Origin of the sequence: Paenibacillus sp. (assembly GCF_031177825.1) — a bacterium.
In the GTDB taxonomy this organism is placed as follows: Bacteria; Bacillota; Bacilli; order Paenibacillales; family YIM-B00363; genus Paenibacillus_AE.
Window position 1 is genome coordinate 1 of record NZ_JAPSKE010000024.1, and the last position, 17,522, is coordinate 17,522.

Below are 17,522 nucleotides of genomic sequence, written 5' to 3' on the forward strand. Positions count from 1 at the left end.
CGTCACGGTGCCGGGCAACCCGGGCGGTCTTGCGAAGACGGGGCACACGTTCGCAGGCTGGAACACGGCGGCGGACGGCAGCGGTACGGACTATGCGGAGTCGGAACCGCTCACGATTCCAGCCGCCGATGTGACGCTGTACGCGAAGTGGACGGTCAACGGCTACACGGTAATCTTCGAGAGCGATGGCGGTTCGCCGATGGCGAGTCAGACGGTGAGCTATGGCAGCACGGCCGTTCGGCCGGCGGACCCGACGAAGACGGGGCATACGTTTGCGGGGTGGTATACGGACGCAGACTTGACGGCGGCCTTCGATTTCGAGGCGCCGATCGGAGCTGCCGATGTCACGCTGTATGCGAAGTGGACGATCAACAGCTACGCAGTGACATACGACGGCAACGGAAGCGACGGGGGCAGCGTACCTGCGAACAGCAGTCACGACTACAACACCGGCGTCGCGGTGCCGGGCAACCCGGGCGGCCTTGCGAAGACGGGCCACACGTTCGCGGGGTGGAACACGGCGGCGGACGGAAGCGGAACGGGATTTGCTGCGGGCGACACGCTTACGATTCCAGCAGCCGATGTGACGTTATACGCGATTTGGACGGCGAACCAGTATACGATCCGCTTCGAAAGCAACGGCGGTTCGCCGGTGAACAGCCAGGCGGTGAGCTTTGGAAGTACGCCGGTCGAGCCGACGGCACCGACGAAGGCAGGGTATGCGTTCGCCGGATGGTATACGGATCCTGAAGCCTTGACGCAGCCGTTCGACCTCGCAGCGCCCATCGGTGCCGCAGACGTAACGCTGTATGCGAAATGGTTTTCCGCGAATGCGTTGTTGTCCGAATTGACGGCAGATCAAGGAACGCTTCGTCCGGCATTTTCACCATTCGAGGCAAGTTATGTCATCGAAGTGCCGAATGCGGTGACGAACCTCAACCTTTTCCTGAGAAAAGGGGACCCGGCCCAATCCATAACGGTAACGGGGGCGACTTACAGCTCCGTAACGGACGATGTGTATTCCTACAACGTTTCGGGCTTGACCGTCGGGCCGAATCCGATTCGGATCTCGGTCACCGCCGAAAATCAGGATCGAAATACGTACCATCTGACGGTGAACGTCTCGGCGGATGAAGCGATGGGACAGCCGGTTGCTTTAAATCCTGCGATTCGCACGCTTACGTTCCCGGGAGGACTCGCGATCCGGCTGCCTGACGGACTGTCGATTCCTCCAGGAGCGACGTTAACGGTACGGGATTCGAACGCCGCGCCGTCCGGGGAGGTCAAACTTGCCAGAGCCGGACAGGTGATCGATTTTCAATTCGAAGGGATGACGATCGATCGACCCGTGGAGATTACGCTCGGATATGACGGGAATACAGATCCGAGCAAACTCGCGATTTTCTATTACAACGAATCGACCGGCAAGTGGGAGTACCAGCCTTCTCAAGTAACGGACAACGGGATCAAGACGTCGGTCGGCCATTTCTCCACGTACGGCGTGCTTGCGGACACGACTGCGCCGGACCGGGCAACGGTCGCATCGGGCGAAAAGACGACAAGCTCGATCGCGCTTCATCTTTCCGCGAACGACGATTCGGGTGTGGCGATCTATTTGATTTATCGAGACGGAACGCTCGTTGCGGAGACGGCGGAAAGCACCTATGTCGATACCGGTCTTTCCGCTTCGAGAACGTACACCTATACGGTCAAGGCAGTCGATAGGCTGGGGAATCGTTCGGGACTCAGCGAAAGCATAACCGCAGCAACGAACGGCAGCGGGAACGGCGGCGGAGGAAGCGGTGCCCCTGGCGGGATGGTCTCGAACCCTGATAAAGTCACATCTACAGACGGTAGGCTTACGATTCCCGCAGGCAAATCGGGCGAAGTTAGCCTGAGCGACAAGGTGAAGATCGCGATACCTGCCGGGGCTTCCGACGTTGAACTGAAAGTGACGATCGAACAAGTGACGGACACGCAGAAGCTGATCAAGAGTAACGAGATTTTGCTTAGCCCGATATTCGAAATATTGAAAAACGTCGCGAATAACTTTAGCAAGGACGTCACGCTGACGTTTGCCTTCGATCCGACAAGCGTAACGGACAAACAAAAGCCATCCGTCTTCTACTATGACGAATGGAAGAAAGTCTGGGTGAAAGTCGGCGGCGAGGTGAGCGGGAATACGATTGCGGCAAGCGTGAACCACTTTACGAAATTTGCGGTATTCGCGGTTGACCAAGAGACGGAGTCCGTACCGGACGAGAAGCCGACGATGAACTTGAGCGATATTTCCGGTCATTGGGCGGAGGAGAGCATTCGGGCGGCAGTAGGCGCCGGCATTGTCGAAGGGTACGCCGATGGCACGTTCAAACCGAACGCCGACGTCACCCGCGCCGAATTTGCGGTCATGCTGATGAACGCGCTGAAGCCGTGGGAAACGGGAACGGAGATGACGTTCGCGGATACGGCGGAGATCGGGGCTTGGGCCTCGACGGCGGTTGCGCAGGCAGTAGAAGCGGGGATCGTGACCGGTTACGGCGACGGACGCTTCCGTCCGGCAGCGAACATTTCGAGGGCAGAGCTGGCGGTCATGATCGCACGAGCTTACGGTGCGGACATCGAGACCGAAGCCACTGCTCCGACCGGGTTTTCCGACGACAAGGACATTCCCGTCTGGGCGAAGGGAGGGGTATTTGCGGTTCGTCAGTCGGGGATCGTGCAGGGAAGAAGCGGCGGCATGTTTGCGCCGAATGCTACGGCGACAAGAGCCGAAGCTGTCACGATCATTATGAACTTACTCCAGAAGATGAACTGAAATAGAAGTATAAGGGACCGATAACAAAAGGCGAATCTCTCCAGTAGAAACGGAGGGATTTCGCCTTTTGTTTTAGGGTCGCTGAACCGATCTTTTTGATACCAGGTGTGAACGAAAACTTAAATAATCAAAGGAAGAGCTTTAACGTGTCGGGTTTGCGGAGATAGAAAGTTTAGTACTATTTATATAGGAGAAATGAAATCGTTTCCCTCAAATGAGCGGTACTAAACGGAGGTAGGTCGAATGGGACGTCAACCTGAATTCGCGCACCGCATGTCGAACAAGACGATCAAGCTAGTGGACGGGGCCGGAAATCCCGTTGCCGGAACGGAAGTGACGATCCGACAGACAAACCATAAGTTCTTATTCGGCTGCGGCATCTTCGATGCGATCCAAGTAGCGAATAAGAATGTTCCGGCGGACCGACTGACCTTTCTAGAAGAAAAGATGGATTTGTTTCTAGACGTCTTTAACTCGGCGACGCTGCCTTTCTATTGGGCAAGATTCGAGCCGGAACAAGGGAAACCGCAGACCCAAGAATTGCAGGCTGCAGCCCGGTGGTTAAAGGACAGACGCGTAACCGTGAAAGGGCATCCGCTTGTCTGGCACACCTTAACCGCTCCGTGGCTTCTGGATCTGAGCAACGAAGAGATCCTGAAAGCGCAGCTGGCTAGAATCGAGCGCGACGTATCCGATTTCCAAGGTCTGATCGATACGTGGGACGTCATCAATGAGGTCGTGATCATGCCGATCTTCGACAAGTACGACAATGGGATTACCAGAATCAGTAAAGAACTCGGTCGTGTAGGTATCATTAAGGAAATGTTCGCGAGGACGCGGCAATGCAACCCCGGCGCGACACTGCTGTTAAATGACTTCAATACGTCGATAAACTACGAAATCTTAATTGACGGATGCCTGAGCGCAGGCGTTCCGATCGACGCGATCGGGATTCAGTCGCATCAGCATCAGGGATATTGGGGACGCGAGAAAATAGAGGAAGTATTGGAACGGTTTTCGCATTTCGGTCTTCCGATTCACTTTACGGAAAATACGTTGACCTCCGGTCATCTCATGCCGCCTGAAATCGATGACTTGAACGATTATCAGATTCCCGAATGGCCGTCTACGCCGGAGTTCGAAGAGCGCCAGGCAAGGGAAGTCGATGAAATGTATACGATTCTATTCAAGCACCCGCGGGTCGAGGCCATCACGACGTGGAACTTCAGCGACGAGGGGGCTTGGCTCGGCGCACCGGCCGGATTGGTAAGGAAGGATAACAGCCCGAAGCCTTCTTACGAGGTTCTGAAGAAACGGATCAAGGGCGACTGGTCTACGAATGTAACAGGGAGGACCGACGACAACGGAATCATTACGTTCGAAGGCTTCCTCGGCGATTACGATTTGATTTGCGGAGAAAAACAGGTGGGCTTCAAGGTAGAAAAGGATGACGAACCGGCTCGACTGACCATTTCATCCGGTTATGTAGTTATATAGAGCGACACGGCGCTCCCGTCAAGAAGGGAGCGCCGCGTTGCGCGATTGCATTAAAAGTCGAAGTTGTCGGGGTCGGGACCGACTCGTACATCTTGATTCAATCCGTCGATCCGATTCATGTCTTCCTCGCTGAGCGCGAAGTCGAACAGCGCCGCATTTTCGACGATCCGATGTTCCTTCGTCGATTTCGGGATCGTCACCACGCCGTGCTGCACATCCCAGCGCAGAATGATCTGCGCGACCGACTTGCCGTATTTCGCCGCCAGCTCCAGCAACGTCGGATGTTCGAGAAGTTCGCCTTGCATGAGAGGGGACCAGGCTTCCAATTGAATGCCTTGCTCCCTCGAGAAGCGAAGCAACGGTTTCTGCGTAAGGCGCGGGTGGAATTCGACCTGGTCGACCATCGGCTTGATCCGAGCGACGCTTAATAAATCTTCAAGGTGATGGATTTGGAAATTGCTGACCCCAATGGCTTTTACGCGCCCTTCTTGGTACAACGTTTCAAGCGCTCTCCAAGCCTCCTTATATTTCTCTTTTACCGGCCAGTGGATTAAATACAAATCTAGGTAGTCGAGTCCCAGCTTCTCTACACTTTCTTCATAAGCCGCTAATGTGCTCTCGTACCCTAAGTCGGCGTTCCACACTTTGGACGTGACGAAGAGGTCCTCCCTCCGAATTCCGTTGTCCAGCAAAGCTTGACGAATGCCTTCGCCGACGCCGCGTTCGTTCCCGTAGATCGAAGCCGTGTCGATACTCCTGTATCCGTGTGCGACGGCGGATCGGATTGCTTGAACCAAGGCCGCGCCTTCCTCTACTTTGAACACCCCGAGACCAAGCCCGGGCATCCGAGTTCCATTGCGCAGCGTCACCGTGTCTTGCAGATGTCGTATCATCGTTCATTCCTCCGTAATCAAAAGTAAAATTTCTTCGCCTTACGTCTTCATCGACCCGCAGGGAGGCAAACCTCGGTTCGCTCCTTGCGTTCTAAGATCCGGGCGCCCATCGTAAGCGCCGCCGCTCCGAATACCATCAGCGCTCCGATCCATGTCGTATGAATCAATCCTACGGAATCCGCCACGATGCCGCCCAAGTAGGCGCCTATCGCAATGCCGGCGTTAAAAGCAGAAATATTGAGGGCGGAGGCGACATCCTTCGCTTCGGGCGCGAACCGTTCCGCCAGCATGACGACGTACACTTGAAGACCGGGGACATTCATAAAGGCGAATAACCCCATGAAGAGAACCGTAACCAATCCCGCGACCTGGAACGGGGCCGTGAACAGCAGCGCCAAGAGAACGATCGCTTGCAGCGTAAACATATAGGACAAGGCCGTAGCTGGGTTTCGATTCGCCGCTTTGCCCCCGATCCCATTGCCGACGGCGATGGCGATGCCGTACGCGAGAAGGATCAGAGTTACGGATGTTTCCCCGAATCCGGTAATGTCGCGAAGCAGCGGGGATAAATAGGTAAAGACGACGAACGTTCCGCCGTAGCCCAATGCCGTAATCCCGAAGGCGAGCAGCAAGCGGCCGTTCGCGACGAGCTCCCATTGCCGGCGAAGCGGGATTTTCGCGGCTTGCGGCAAATTCGAAGAAACCAAGACCAAGGTCGCCAGCAAAGCGAATACGCCGACAGCGACAATCGCGAAGAATGCGGCTCGCCACCCCATGAGTTGGCCAATATAAGTTCCAAGCGGTACGCCGGTCACCGTCGCGACGGTAAGTCCGGAGAACATAATCGAGATGGCGCTCGCGCGGCGGCGTTCCGGGACGAGATCGGCCGCGATCGTCGAGCCGATCGACATGAATACGCCGTGCGATAAGGCGCTGACGATGCGAGCGACCAGTAGGACGAGCATCCCGTCGGCCGTAGCCGCGAGAAGATTGCCCGCAATAAACACAACCATAATCCAGAGCAATAACGTCTTGCGAGGCATACCGGCCGTCAGCGAAGTGAGCACCGGCGCCCCGAGCGTAACGCCCAGCGCATATAAGGTGACCGTGAGTCCGGCGATCGACACCGATATGTGAAAGTCTTCAGCAATGAGGGGAAGCAGCCCTACGCTAATAAACTCGGTCGTTCCAATGGCGAAGGCGCATACGGCTAGCGCCAGCAAGGCCGGCAGGTTTCCTCTGTTTTCCAATGTCATGTTTCCACTCCTACGTTGTATAGTAAGTCCGGCCGGTGAATGCTATTATGCTGGATAGAGGCTAGATTGAATAGTACGTACTTTTTAGTGATATAGATACTTAAAAGTGCCTGTAAAATATAGATCTAGGGGGTTAAGCTTATGCCGAACGAGGCTCCAGTGAGGAAGAAATACAATATATCCGTCGAGGCGACGTTGGAAGTGATCGGCGGAAAATGGAAGTGCGTCATTCTATGTCATCTGACGCATGGGAAGAAACGGACGAGCGATTTAAAACGACTGATGCCCGGGATTACGCAAAAAATGTTAACGCAGCAGTTAAGGGAGTTAGAGGAGGACGGCATCGTCAATCGGATCGTCTATAATCAAGTCCCTCCGAAAGTGGAATACGAGCTAAGCGAATACGGGAGCAGCTTGCAATCCATACTGGATTCGCTGTGCGCTTGGGGAGAGAACCATATCATCAGAGAGTACGGGGACAAATCCGCCGTGTTGGAGGATAACGGGTTAAATCGGTTGTGAGACGGGAACGAAGCCAACTCAGTTATTAATTGTAACTTACTTTAAAATAGTTTATGATGTGAAAGTCAGAAATTATATATAGACGTGGAGGACAACCAGAATGACGAAGGTATTGGTCGTAAAAGCAAATAACCGTCCGGACGGCGTATCTACAAAGATGTACGAAGCATTCATCGCTGCCGCGGCCGGGAACAAAGAATTGAACGTTACCACATATGATTTGTATAACGAGGATCTGCCGTACCTCGGACAAGACTTATTCAGCGCCTTCGGCAAATTGCAAAATAACGAAGCGTTAACGGAAGCGGAAGGACGTCTCATGGCCGCTAAACAAAAGGCGATGGACGCTTTCGCGGCGGCGGATGTGCTCGTCTTCGCTTTCCCGCTGTGGAACTTAACGATCCCGGCCGTGCTTCAAACCTTCATCGACTACGTGTATGCCGCAGGCTTTACATTCAAATACAATGCGGACGGCTCGATGGCTCAGCTGCAGAAGCACAAGAAAGTCGTGTTGTTGAACGCGCGCGGCGGCGTGTACTCGACCCCGGAAGCCGCGGGGATGGAGATGTCCGTCAACTATATGCGCAGCGTCTTCGGCGGCGTGTTCGGGATGGAGATTATCGACGAAGTCGTCATCGAAGGCCATAATGCGAATCCGGGGCAGGCAGCGGCAATCATCGAAGAAGGATTAAAGAAAGTAGCGGAAGTGCCGGCGAACATCGCTCGCCAGCTCGTTCGATAAGCGTCATACGAATCCATGCGAGACCATCCCGGACACAGGATGTGGGGTAGACTTATAACGATCCGCAAGATTCATAGAGTTCCAAGCCTCGAAGCCCCGACGATGGGCGTTCGGGGCTTTTTTCCGTTCACAGCTCTCATAGGAAATCGTCAAAAGTTCGCAACATTCGTGTCGTACATTGATAAGGGGGAAGATCAAACGATAGAGAGGAACGAGTTGAACATGAAACGATGTCATTCATGGGCGATTGCGTTGTCGCTCGTCGTCATCGCGGTCGGCTTGGCCGGCTGCGACGGAAATACGACGACGAACGTCGGCAAGCTCGAATTTACGAATCCGCTGCACATCCCGCCGCTCTTGGAGCCGACCGTGGACAGCGGAGGCGAAAAACGATTTACGTTAACGATGCAGCCGGGGACGACCGAGTTTTTCGAAGGGAAGCGCACGTCGACCTGGGGGATCAACGGATCGTATTTAGGACCGACGATTCGCGCGTCGCGCGGCGACCGAGTCGCGTTCGACGTCGTGAATCGGCTGCCGGAACGCTCCACTTTGCATTGGCACGGAATGCTGCTGCCGGCGAAGATGGACGGCGGACCGCACCAGATGATCGAAGCGGGAGCGACGTGGAAGCCGCATTGGACGATCGAGCAGCCGGCGGCGACGACCTGGTACCATCCGCACCTGCACGGGAAGACGGCGCTGCATGTGTATCGCGGACTCGCAGGGTTATTTCTGATCGAGGACGAAGACTCCAAGAAGCTGCCGTCCCAGTACGGGGTGGACGACATCCCGATCGTCGTGCAAGATAAGCGGTTCAAGGGCGACGGTTCCTTCCATGAAAGCATGGACCTGACTCCCTTCGGAATGCTGGGCGATCAGATCCTGATTAACGGAACGTACGACCCTTACTTGAAAATCACCGCCAGCCAGATCCGCTTCCGCCTGTTGAACGGCTCGAACGCGCGCGCGTTCCGGATCGGCTTCTCGGACGACCGGTCGTTCGCCCTGGTCGGGAACGACGCGGGGCTTCTGCCTGAGCCGGTATCCCTGAACCGCCTCCTATTGAGCCCGGGAGAACGCGCCGAGATCGTGGTCGAATTCCAACCGGGCGAGGAGACGATCTTGCACAGCTTCGCAGGCGAGGACGGTATCGAAAACGGCGAGTTCGATCTGGTCAAGATCGTCGCCGACCGGGAGCTCTCGGCTTCCGAGCCGCTCCCGAGCCGGTTGTCCGCCGAACCGCCGATCGAAGCGCCGGACGACGCCACGGTTCGGAAGTTCGTGCTTACGACGGAGTCCGCGATCAACGGGAAGCCGATGGATATGAATCGGATCGACGAGGTCGTCCCGGCCGGGGCCAAGGAAATCTGGGAGATTTCGAATCGCGGCTGGGACCATAACTTCCATATCCACGACGCCGTCTTCGCCGTGTTGGACAAGAACGGCGAGGCGCCGCCGATCTACGAACGGGGAAGGAAGGATACGGTGTTCCTCCCAAGCGGAACGACCGTCCGATTGGCCGTCGAGTTCGGAAGCTTTCCCGACCCCGAGACGCCATACATGTACCACTGCCATCTCTTATACCATGAGGACAGCGGCATGATGGGGCAGTTCGTCGTCGTCGAGCCGGGAACGGAGTCGCAAGTGTCGAGACGGCTTTCGGGCTCGGACATGGAGCATGAACACTAGTGGAGGGGCCGCGAGGCTCCTTTTTTATGACATTTTCCCGATTCGCGCATATGATTATTAAAAAAATTGGGGAGAAATGAACCGATCGCGCGTTTCTGTTAAAAATTCGATAAATATTATAAACTGAAATAGTGATAAACTATGATAAGGTAATAGTTGATCCAGAAAAGATGTGCGACGAACTCGGTTCCTACATCCTTTCTGCAAATCGTAGGGGATAAGGACGGTAATCATGAGCGATAGACGAAAGAAAACAGATGTGATCTTAATCGGAGCGGGAATCATGAGCGCGACCTTAGGTTCGCTCTTGAAGGAGTTAATGCCGGACTGGAGCATTACGGTGATCGAACGCCGCGCGACGGCGGGCGAGGAAAGTTCCAACGAATGGAACAATGCGGGGACGGGGCATGCTTCCTTATGCGAATTGAACTACACCGTCGAGAAGCCGGACGGTTCCATAGATATCAGCAAGGCGATTAAAGTGAACGAAGAGTTCCAGGTTTCCAGGCAATTCTGGTCTTATCTCGTGAACAGCGACTTGATCCGCAACCCGCGGGACTTCATCTCGCCGGTGCCGCATATGAGCTTCGTGCAAGGGGAGCAGGACGTTGCCTTCTTGCGGAAACGGTTCGAAGCGATGTCCTCCCATCCGCTGTTCCAAGGGATGGAATATTCCGACGATCCGGCGAAGCTGGCGGAATGGATTCCGTTGATGATGAACGACCGGGCTTCGAACGGGCCGATCGCGGCGACGAGAATCGAGTCCGGCACGGACGTGAACTTCGGCGCGTTAACGCGCCTCTTGTTCGACCACTTGAAGAGCAAGAACGTCGAAATCCAATATAAGCGTCAAGTCGACGATATCAAGCGTACAGGCGACGGCGCTTGGGAATTGAAAGTACGCAACGTCGAGAACGGTGCCGTCGAGCGTCGCCAAGCGAAGTTCGTCTTTATCGGCGGCGGCGGCGGAAGCCTTCACCTGCTGCAGAAGTCCGGCATTCCGGAAGGCAAAGGCATCGGCGGCTTCCCGGTCAGCGGGCTCTTCATGGTATGCCGGAACCCCGAGATCGTCGCGAAGCATCGCGCGAAGGTGTACGGCAAGGCGTCGGTCGGCGCTCCGCCGATGTCCGTGCCGCATCTGGACACGCGGGTGATCGACAAGCAAGAGTCGTTGTTCTTCGGTCCGTTCGCCGGCTTCTCGCCGAAGTTCCTGAAGTTCGGATCCATGTTCGACCTGATCACTTCCGTCAAGCCGCACAACCTCGTGACGATGCTGGCGGCCGGCGTGAAGAATATGCCGTTGACGACATACCTCATCAAGCAGGTGATGTTGTCGAAGGACCAGCGGATGGAAGCGTTGCGCGAATTCGTTCCGGACGCCAAGAGCGAAGATTGGGAATTGATCGTCGCAGGCCAGCGCGTACAAATTATTAAGGATACGGCCGCCGGCCGAGGCACGCTCCAATTCGGCACGGAGGTCATCAGCGCCGCGGACGGCTCGATCGCCGCCTTGCTCGGCGCATCCCCGGGGGCGTCCACCGCCGTGTCCGTCATGCTGGAAGTCATCGCGAGATGCTTCCCGCAGCAGGTTCAAGCGTGGGAGCCGAAGCTGAAGGAGATGATTCCTTCGTACGGCGCATCCCTCGCGAAGAACCCGGACTTGGTGCGGGATCTTCACGTATCGACGGCGAGGACGCTCGGTCTTGCAGCCGCCGCAGCGGAGGACAAGAAGGTTCCGGCTTACGTATAAATATAGGATGAAGAAGCGGCCTGTTGCGGGTCGCTTTTTTTCATTGCGGTCGAACTTATCGTTTCCCCTGCGAACTTAGAATATGCGTTCCATTATGTCCTCTCGTCGTAATGGGTAAACTATCGTATAACGCGCATCTATGTTACGATGAAGCTCTATATGGAATGAGGAAGTGTATACGGATGATTACGATAACGGTCCCGACGCCGGACTTCACGATTTACAAACAGCAGGCTCCCGAGCTGAGCCACATTTACGGATTTACCGACTTCCACCTGATCACCCGGGAGAAGGGCGGCATCTTCATGTTCTATAACGACAGGGACGAACTGCTCTTCGTCGGCAAAGCCCGGAAGCTGCGGCAGCGCATCAAGAAGCACTTCGAGGATACGGTATCGCCGATCAAGGACCATCGCAACGAAGTGGCGAAGATCGAGGTGTGCCACGTAGACGATCCGGTGGAGCGGGAAATATACGAAACGTATATCGCGAACAAGCTCGGAGCCCGGTACAACCCGGACAAGCTGACGAACCAATAGGCATGGAAAATGGGCAATATGCATCTCCCAGTGAGAGGCGTATTGTCTTTTTTCATAGTTCGACATATTTGAAGCGTAGGACAGGGGGTGGGAAATATTGGGGTGGGCCCAATAGAACTTGTCGAATAACACCGGGTATGTCAAAGTATTACCTGTGGGTCTTACATATTAGGAGGGAATTCTATGAATTATCATTTTTTCGTAGGCAATGACAACGGAAACAGCGAGCATGATCTGATCATAGACGGCAAGTTGATTCAGCAGCCGAACGTCAATTGCGCGGTGGACGAGCTGCCGTGGAGCGAGGAACAGGCGCCCGAGAGCTTCATTAAGAACCTTCAGGACCAGCTGGTCGTCACGGTCGATTCGCCGGCGGCGAGGCCGGGCATGTATTATGTCGGCAAGTTCGCGCTCGAGAGCGGCGAGGTATTAGACAACCTGCAGATCGGCATCGATATGAAGTGCGACATGGACCTTCCGATCGTCAACACGCTCGCGCAGATCGCGGCGATCGCGGTACAGAAGGCATACGACGAAGAAAAGAAGGTGCCGGAGCAGATCGACGTGGAGGTCGATATGGCCACGGCGCTGCCGGTTACGCAGCATACCGACGAGACGTCGGCGAAGTTCGAGCGGCGCTTCATGACCGGAACCCACCGCGTAACGGTCCATCTGGGCATTCACCGCGTGGCGGTCAAGATCGCGTTCCCGTTCGCGAAGGTCGTTCCGGAAGCGACGCCCGTCATCTTCGCGCTCCAGAAGGATGCGGAAGGCAACTGGCGGGAAGGGGACATTTTCGAGGAATTCGTAGAAACCTATGAGCTGGACAAGAAGTTCAACGGCAACTACTTCAAGGAGAAACGGATCCTTCACGTCGATATCGGCGACGGCTCGACGGAATATCCCGTCACCGAGGGGAATAAGTTCCTCCGTCAATTCGTCCACGGCAGCCACCATGGAACCGGATATGCCATCGAAGAAGCGTTGGACGAGTTCAACCGGCTGATCCACTTGCCCGACAGCCCGAGGCAGTTCTTCAGCGACGTCATCAAAAATCCGAAGCATAAGTACCATGCGCGCGCGATCAAGACGTTGAAGCGGCCGCTGGAAAGCCAAGTCCGCCAGATCGTGCAGAACGTCAAGCGGCAGCTGACCAAGACGCGGAACGAGATCGACCTGATCTGCGTCTACGGCGGAGGCAGCATCCTTATGCGTTCGCTGCTGTATCCGCGGCTCGAGGAGCTGTGCGTCGAACGGGAGATGCAGCTGCTGTACATCCCGCCGACTTATGCGGTGCAGATGAATGCGATGGGACTGGATGCTTTCGTTCGCGGGAAAATCTACGAGGCGCTGAAGAATAAAGCCGTGCAGCCGGCCTAATCGAGATTAGGTGGAAGACGCAAGGCAGTAGGTAAGGGGATACCGGAAGGTGGCAAGCGTGAAAAAGACGAAACAACCTGGAGAGAACATCAGCCTAAAGACGAAGAAGACGGAAGATCCGCTCGTCATGAACTGGATAAATGCCCAGACGAATCTGATGGATTCCTTGCGGTACCTGATCGAACACGAAATCGTGCGGAACGGGGTCCGCAATCTGCAGACGTTCATCCCGGTGGAACGGAACGTGTTGGGAACCACCGTTTCGGGTATCGCGCCGGATATTAATCCCGCAACGGAACGACCTGCGCCGCCGGCCGAGGCGATGCAAGCGCTGAAGGACGTTCGCGAGGGAACGGCGGAGGTCGCGGCCGGGAGACAAGCGATTCGAGAGGAGCCGGAGCCTCCGAAGGCGCGTACCGAGGACGAGCCCCCTGCGGCGAAGCAGGGCGTCGACGACGACATCGACGACGACGACATCGAAGCTTGGATGTAACGAGAATCGCGAAGTGACACCGAGCAATACTGAGTGTTATTCGGAATGACTGGGTGATGTTTAGTATTACCAAGTGTTACTTCTATTAAAAAAACGAGTTTAGTGTTGCGAAGTAATACTTCGTAATACTGATGCGAAGAAATCCACGACCGACATAGGGTTGTGGATTTTCCTTTGCTCGTTTCATGGTATGATTAGGGTATCCGCGTATGTGGCGATGGACATCCTAGCTATGGATATTTCGAGTTATAACGAAACAAGCAGAACGCATATATAGAACAGAGGTTATCTCCGCGGCGGCGATCATGTTGTTCCCGGTTCAGAGGGTGTGATATGATTTTTTTATTTTAAGTTTCAAACAAGGGATGCGATAGGATTGAACATCACCATCGATAATTTACAAATACATTATTCGGTGAAGGGAGAAGGCCAGGACGTCGTCCTGCTGCACGGCTGGGGGGCGGAACTGGGCACCTTCCACAGAATTCAAGAGAATCTGTCCCGCCATTTTCGCGTATACGCGATCGACTTGCCCGGGTTCGGGATAAGCTCGGAGCCTCCCGTACCTTGGGGCGTCGAGGAGTATACGCAGTTCGTGCGCAAGTTTTTCGAGAAGCTCGGCATCGACGCGCCGATTCTCATGGGACACTCCAACGGCGGAAGAATCAGCATCATGTACGCCTCGCAGTATCCCGTGAAGAAGATGATTCTCGTCAACAGCGCGGGCATTAAGCCGAAGCGGAAGCCGATGTACTATGTGAAAGTATACACATATAAACTCGTGAAGAACGTATTGAGAATTCCGGGACTGCATCTGTTCAGAGATCGCATTCTTACTTATATGAAGAGCCGGGTAGGATCGACCGACTACAAGAACGTCTCCGGGGTGATGCAGCAGACGCTCGTCCGCGTCGTGAACGTCGATCTGCGTCATCTGCTGCCGGGCATCCGCTGCTCGACGCTGCTCATCTGGGGGCAGAACGACACCGCGACGCCGATCGCCGACGGGAAGCTGATGGAGTCGCTGCTGCCGGACGCCGGGTTGGTCGTGCTGAACGCCGGGCATTTCTCGTACTTGGAGAGACCTCAAGAGTTCGATATCATCGTGAATAAATTCCTAGAGAACGAGAGGAACAACCAATGACGCTAGTAGCGGTGTTACAAATCGTCAGCATTACGGTCTGGGCGATCTATGCGGGCAGGAAGCTGATCAAGAGCGTGCATATGCTGCAGTTGAATTCCTATCGCAATCTGCGGCTGTGGAACTGGTACAAGGGAAACTACAAGCGCACGATCCGCTTCATGGACGTCCTGCCGATCGTCCCCTTGATTCTGTTCGCCATGGACAAACCGGTATGGGGTCACATCGTTTGGATCGCGGCTTTCTTGCTCCTGACGCTGACCGTACCGAAGGAAATCGAGAAGAAGAAGCTGGTATATACCGCCCGCGTGAAGCGGCTGCTGACGACGACGGCGATCCTGCTGATCGTCTTGATCGGCGCCCTTCTGCTGTGGACGTCGTTCGCCTTCTTCGCGATGTACGCCGTCGCGCTTCTTGCCACGGTCTTCATCCTTCTCGCGAATACCGTGAACAAGCCGATCGAGCATCAGATCAATAACTACTACATCTCCGACGCGCGCAAGAAAATCGAGCGGCACGCCGGGACGCAGGTCATCGGGATTACCGGTTCGTTCGGGAAGACGAGCGTGAAGCATTTTCTATCGACGGTGTTGTCTCAGTCTTATCACGTGCTCATGACCCCGGAGAGCTATAATACGCCGATGGGCGTCACGAAGACGATCCGAACGTACCTGCAGCCGACGCACGAGATTTTCATCAGCGAGATGGGCGCGAAGCAGAAGGGCGACATCAAGGAAATTTGCGACATCGTGCATCCGAAATACGGCATTATTACGGCGATCGGGGAGCAGCACTTAGAAACCTTCAAGAGTTTGGAAAACGTGAAAGCGACCAAATTCGAGCTCGCCGAAGCGCTGCCCGCGGACGGCGTCGCGTTCCTCAATCTGGACGACGAGAACGTGGTCGACCAGCTGCGGAAGTCGAACCTGCGATGCAAGGTCGTGACGTACGGCAGCCGCAATCCGGACACGGATTATTACGCGGAACACATTCGCTATTCCCGCAACGGCTGCGCCTTCGCGGTGCGGCTCCGGAACGGCGCGGTTCAGGAGTTCGAAACCGCGTTGCTCGGCGAACACAACATTCAAAATTTGCTGGCGTGCATCGCCGTCGGCGATACGTTAGGCATACCGCTGTCGAAGCTGGCGATCTATATCCGCAAAGTCAAACCCGTCAAGCATCGGTTAGAGCTCAAGAAAAACGGGAACTTGACGATTCTCGACGACAGCTTCAATTCGAATCCGGTCGGCTCCAAGGCGGCGCTCGCGGTGCTCGCGCAGATGCCCGAGAAGAAGATTCTCGTGACCCCCGGAATGATCGAGCTGGGCGCGAAAGAATATGAATACAATTACGCCTTCGCCGAAGCGGCCGCGAAGGTGTGCGACTATATCATACTGGTCGGGCCGAAGCAGACGAAGCCGATGCAGGATGCGCTGCAAGCGGCGGGCTACGCGAACTTCCGCGTGGCGAAGCATTTGCAGGAGGGGCTACAATTCCTACAAGGATTCACGGAAGAACATACCGTCGTCCTTCTCGAGAACGACTTGCCCGACAATTACAACGAATAAACGGAGGATTTCTTACTTATGAAAATACGCGTCGGAGTCCTATTCGGAGGGATGTCGGTCGAGCACGAGGTATCCGTCATCTCCGGTCTGCAGGCATATCATGCGTTACCGAGAGATAAATATGAGCCGGTCCCGATATATATTACGAAAGAGGGCAAGTGGTACACCGGCGAAGCGGTCGGCTCCATCGACGAATACAAGGATCTCCCGGGCTTGCTTCGCAAAAGCACGAACGTAATGCTGTTTACGAACGAGAACGGGGCGCATCAGTTGGTCGCGACCAAGAAATCCTGGTTCAAGAATCCGGTCGTCGACGAAATCCACGTCGCCTTCCCCGTCACCCACGGGACGTTCGGCGAAGACGGCGCATTGCAGGGCTTGCTAGAGTTCCAGAAGGTGCCTTACGTCGGCTGCGACGTACTGTCCTCGGCGCTCGGCATGGATAAGGTCGTCATGAAAGCCGTCGTCCGCAGCGCCGGGCTGCCCGTCGTGGATTTCGTAACGTTCTACGGTCACCAATGGTCGGAGGATCCTAGCTCTTGCATCGCTAAGGCCGAAGCGCAGCTGAAGTACCCGGTCATCGTCAAGCCGGCGAACCTCGGCTCGAGCGTCGGCATCGAGATCGCGGCGGATACCGAGGAGCTGACAAGCGCGCTCGGGAACGCCTTCGGCTTCGCGGACAAAGTCATTATCGAGCGCGTGGTCCAGAATTTGAAAGAGGTCAACTGTTCGGTCATCGGGGACCACGAGTCGGTAGAAGTGTCCGTCTGCGAAGAAGTGCTCAAGACGAGCGAAATCTTGAGCTATCAAGATAAATACTTGAATCAAGCGTCGAAGGGCATGTCCGGGACGAACCGCATCATCCCCGCCGACATCTCGCCGGAGATGACGGAGGAAGTCCAAGCATTGGCGAGGCAGACGTTCATGGAGCTCGGCTGCAACGGCGTGTCGCGGATCGACTTCCTCATCGACCAGGACGAGGGCAAGGTGTATGTCAACGAGATCAATACGATCCCAGGCTCGCTGGCGTTCTACTTATGGGAGCCGAAGGGCAAGAGTTTCGAGCAGATGACCGGCCAGCTCGTTCAGCTCGCGCTGAAGCGGCACCGGACGAAGTCGCAGCTGACGTTCAGCTACGACACGAACCTCCTGGCGCTGCAAGGCAAGGGCGGCGGGTCGAAGAAGCTCGGCAGATAGTCATTGCAGTAGGGACGGATGGAATCGGATAGCGATC

Annotated in this window: 14 protein-coding genes; 12 read left to right on the top strand and 2 right to left on the bottom strand. The window is 55.5% G+C overall.

The window, feature by feature from the left end; all coding sequences use genetic code 11:
* Both RIN49_RS21790 and RIN49_RS21795 read left to right on the top strand, forming a co-directional pair.
* Window positions 1-2,815: InlB B-repeat-containing protein (locus tag RIN49_RS21790; RefSeq protein WP_309122260.1), on the top strand; the 2,815-nt coding region annotated here is incomplete at its 5' end.
* A 243-nt stretch (window positions 2,816-3,058) separates the two neighbouring features.
* Window positions 3,059-4,312, top strand: coding sequence for an endo-1,4-beta-xylanase (locus RIN49_RS21795; RefSeq protein WP_309122261.1), 1,254 nt, complete (start codon window positions 3,059-3,061; stop codon window positions 4,310-4,312).
* A 50-nt stretch (window positions 4,313-4,362) separates the two neighbouring features.
* Here RIN49_RS21795 and RIN49_RS21800 read toward each other — a convergent pair whose 3' ends face one another.
* Window positions 4,363-5,205: an aldo/keto reductase gene (locus RIN49_RS21800; protein WP_309122262.1), complete on the bottom strand. Its 843-nt coding sequence runs from the start codon at window positions 5,203-5,205 to the stop codon at window positions 4,363-4,365.
* Between the two features lie 47 nt (window positions 5,206-5,252).
* On the bottom strand, window positions 5,253-6,461 hold the full coding sequence (locus tag RIN49_RS21805) for an MFS transporter (RefSeq protein WP_309122263.1): 1,209 nt from the start codon (window positions 6,459-6,461) through the stop codon (window positions 5,253-5,255).
* Between the two features lie 141 nt (window positions 6,462-6,602).
* Here RIN49_RS21805 and RIN49_RS21810 point away from each other — a divergent pair, with 141 nt between their 5' ends.
* The 10 genes from RIN49_RS21810 to RIN49_RS21855 all read left to right on the top strand — a co-directional run bounded on the left by RIN49_RS21810 (window position 6,603) and on the right by RIN49_RS21855 (window position 17,485).
* On the top strand, window positions 6,603-6,983 hold the full coding sequence (locus RIN49_RS21810) for a winged helix-turn-helix transcriptional regulator (protein ID WP_309122264.1): 381 nt from the start codon (window positions 6,603-6,605) through the stop codon (window positions 6,981-6,983).
* A 100-nt stretch (window positions 6,984-7,083) separates the two neighbouring features.
* Complete coding sequence (locus RIN49_RS21815) at window positions 7,084-7,725, top strand: FMN-dependent NADH-azoreductase (RefSeq protein WP_309122265.1); 642 nt, start codon at window positions 7,084-7,086, stop codon at window positions 7,723-7,725.
* Window positions 7,726-7,947: 222 nt separating this feature from the next.
* Window positions 7,948-9,417: a multicopper oxidase family protein gene (locus tag RIN49_RS21820; protein ID WP_309122266.1), complete on the top strand. Its 1,470-nt coding sequence runs from the start codon at window positions 7,948-7,950 to the stop codon at window positions 9,415-9,417.
* Between the two features lie 232 nt (window positions 9,418-9,649).
* Window positions 9,650-11,167, top strand: coding sequence for a malate:quinone oxidoreductase (locus tag RIN49_RS21825; RefSeq protein WP_309122267.1), 1,518 nt, complete (start codon window positions 9,650-9,652; stop codon window positions 11,165-11,167).
* A gap of 182 nt (window positions 11,168-11,349) precedes the next feature.
* Entirely contained in the window at window positions 11,350-11,706 is a 357-nt protein-coding gene (locus RIN49_RS21830; protein ID WP_309122268.1) for a nucleotide excision repair endonuclease, read from the top strand.
* A gap of 183 nt (window positions 11,707-11,889) precedes the next feature.
* Window positions 11,890-13,086 (top strand): ParM/StbA family protein, encoded by a 1,197-nt coding sequence (locus RIN49_RS21835; protein ID WP_309122269.1) that lies wholly within the window; start codon window positions 11,890-11,892, stop codon window positions 13,084-13,086.
* Window positions 13,087-13,144: 58 nt separating this feature from the next.
* Window positions 13,145-13,579, top strand: coding sequence for a hypothetical protein (locus tag RIN49_RS21840; protein WP_309122270.1), 435 nt, complete (start codon window positions 13,145-13,147; stop codon window positions 13,577-13,579).
* Between the two features lie 376 nt (window positions 13,580-13,955).
* The gene (locus tag RIN49_RS21845) at window positions 13,956-14,723 is read left to right on the top strand and encodes an alpha/beta fold hydrolase (protein ID WP_309122271.1); all 768 of its coding nucleotides are present in this window, start codon (window positions 13,956-13,958) and stop codon (window positions 14,721-14,723) included.
* Window positions 14,720-16,288: a UDP-N-acetylmuramoyl-tripeptide--D-alanyl-D-alanine ligase gene (locus tag RIN49_RS21850; RefSeq protein ID WP_309122272.1), complete on the top strand. Its 1,569-nt coding sequence runs from the start codon at window positions 14,720-14,722 to the stop codon at window positions 16,286-16,288. The genes RIN49_RS21845 and RIN49_RS21850 overlap by 4 nt, the downstream gene beginning before the upstream one ends.
* An 18-nt stretch (window positions 16,289-16,306) precedes the next feature.
* Entirely contained in the window at window positions 16,307-17,485 is a 1,179-nt protein-coding gene (locus RIN49_RS21855; protein WP_309122273.1) for a D-alanine--D-alanine ligase family protein, read from the top strand.
* The last annotated feature ends 37 nt before the right edge of the window (window positions 17,486-17,522 follow it).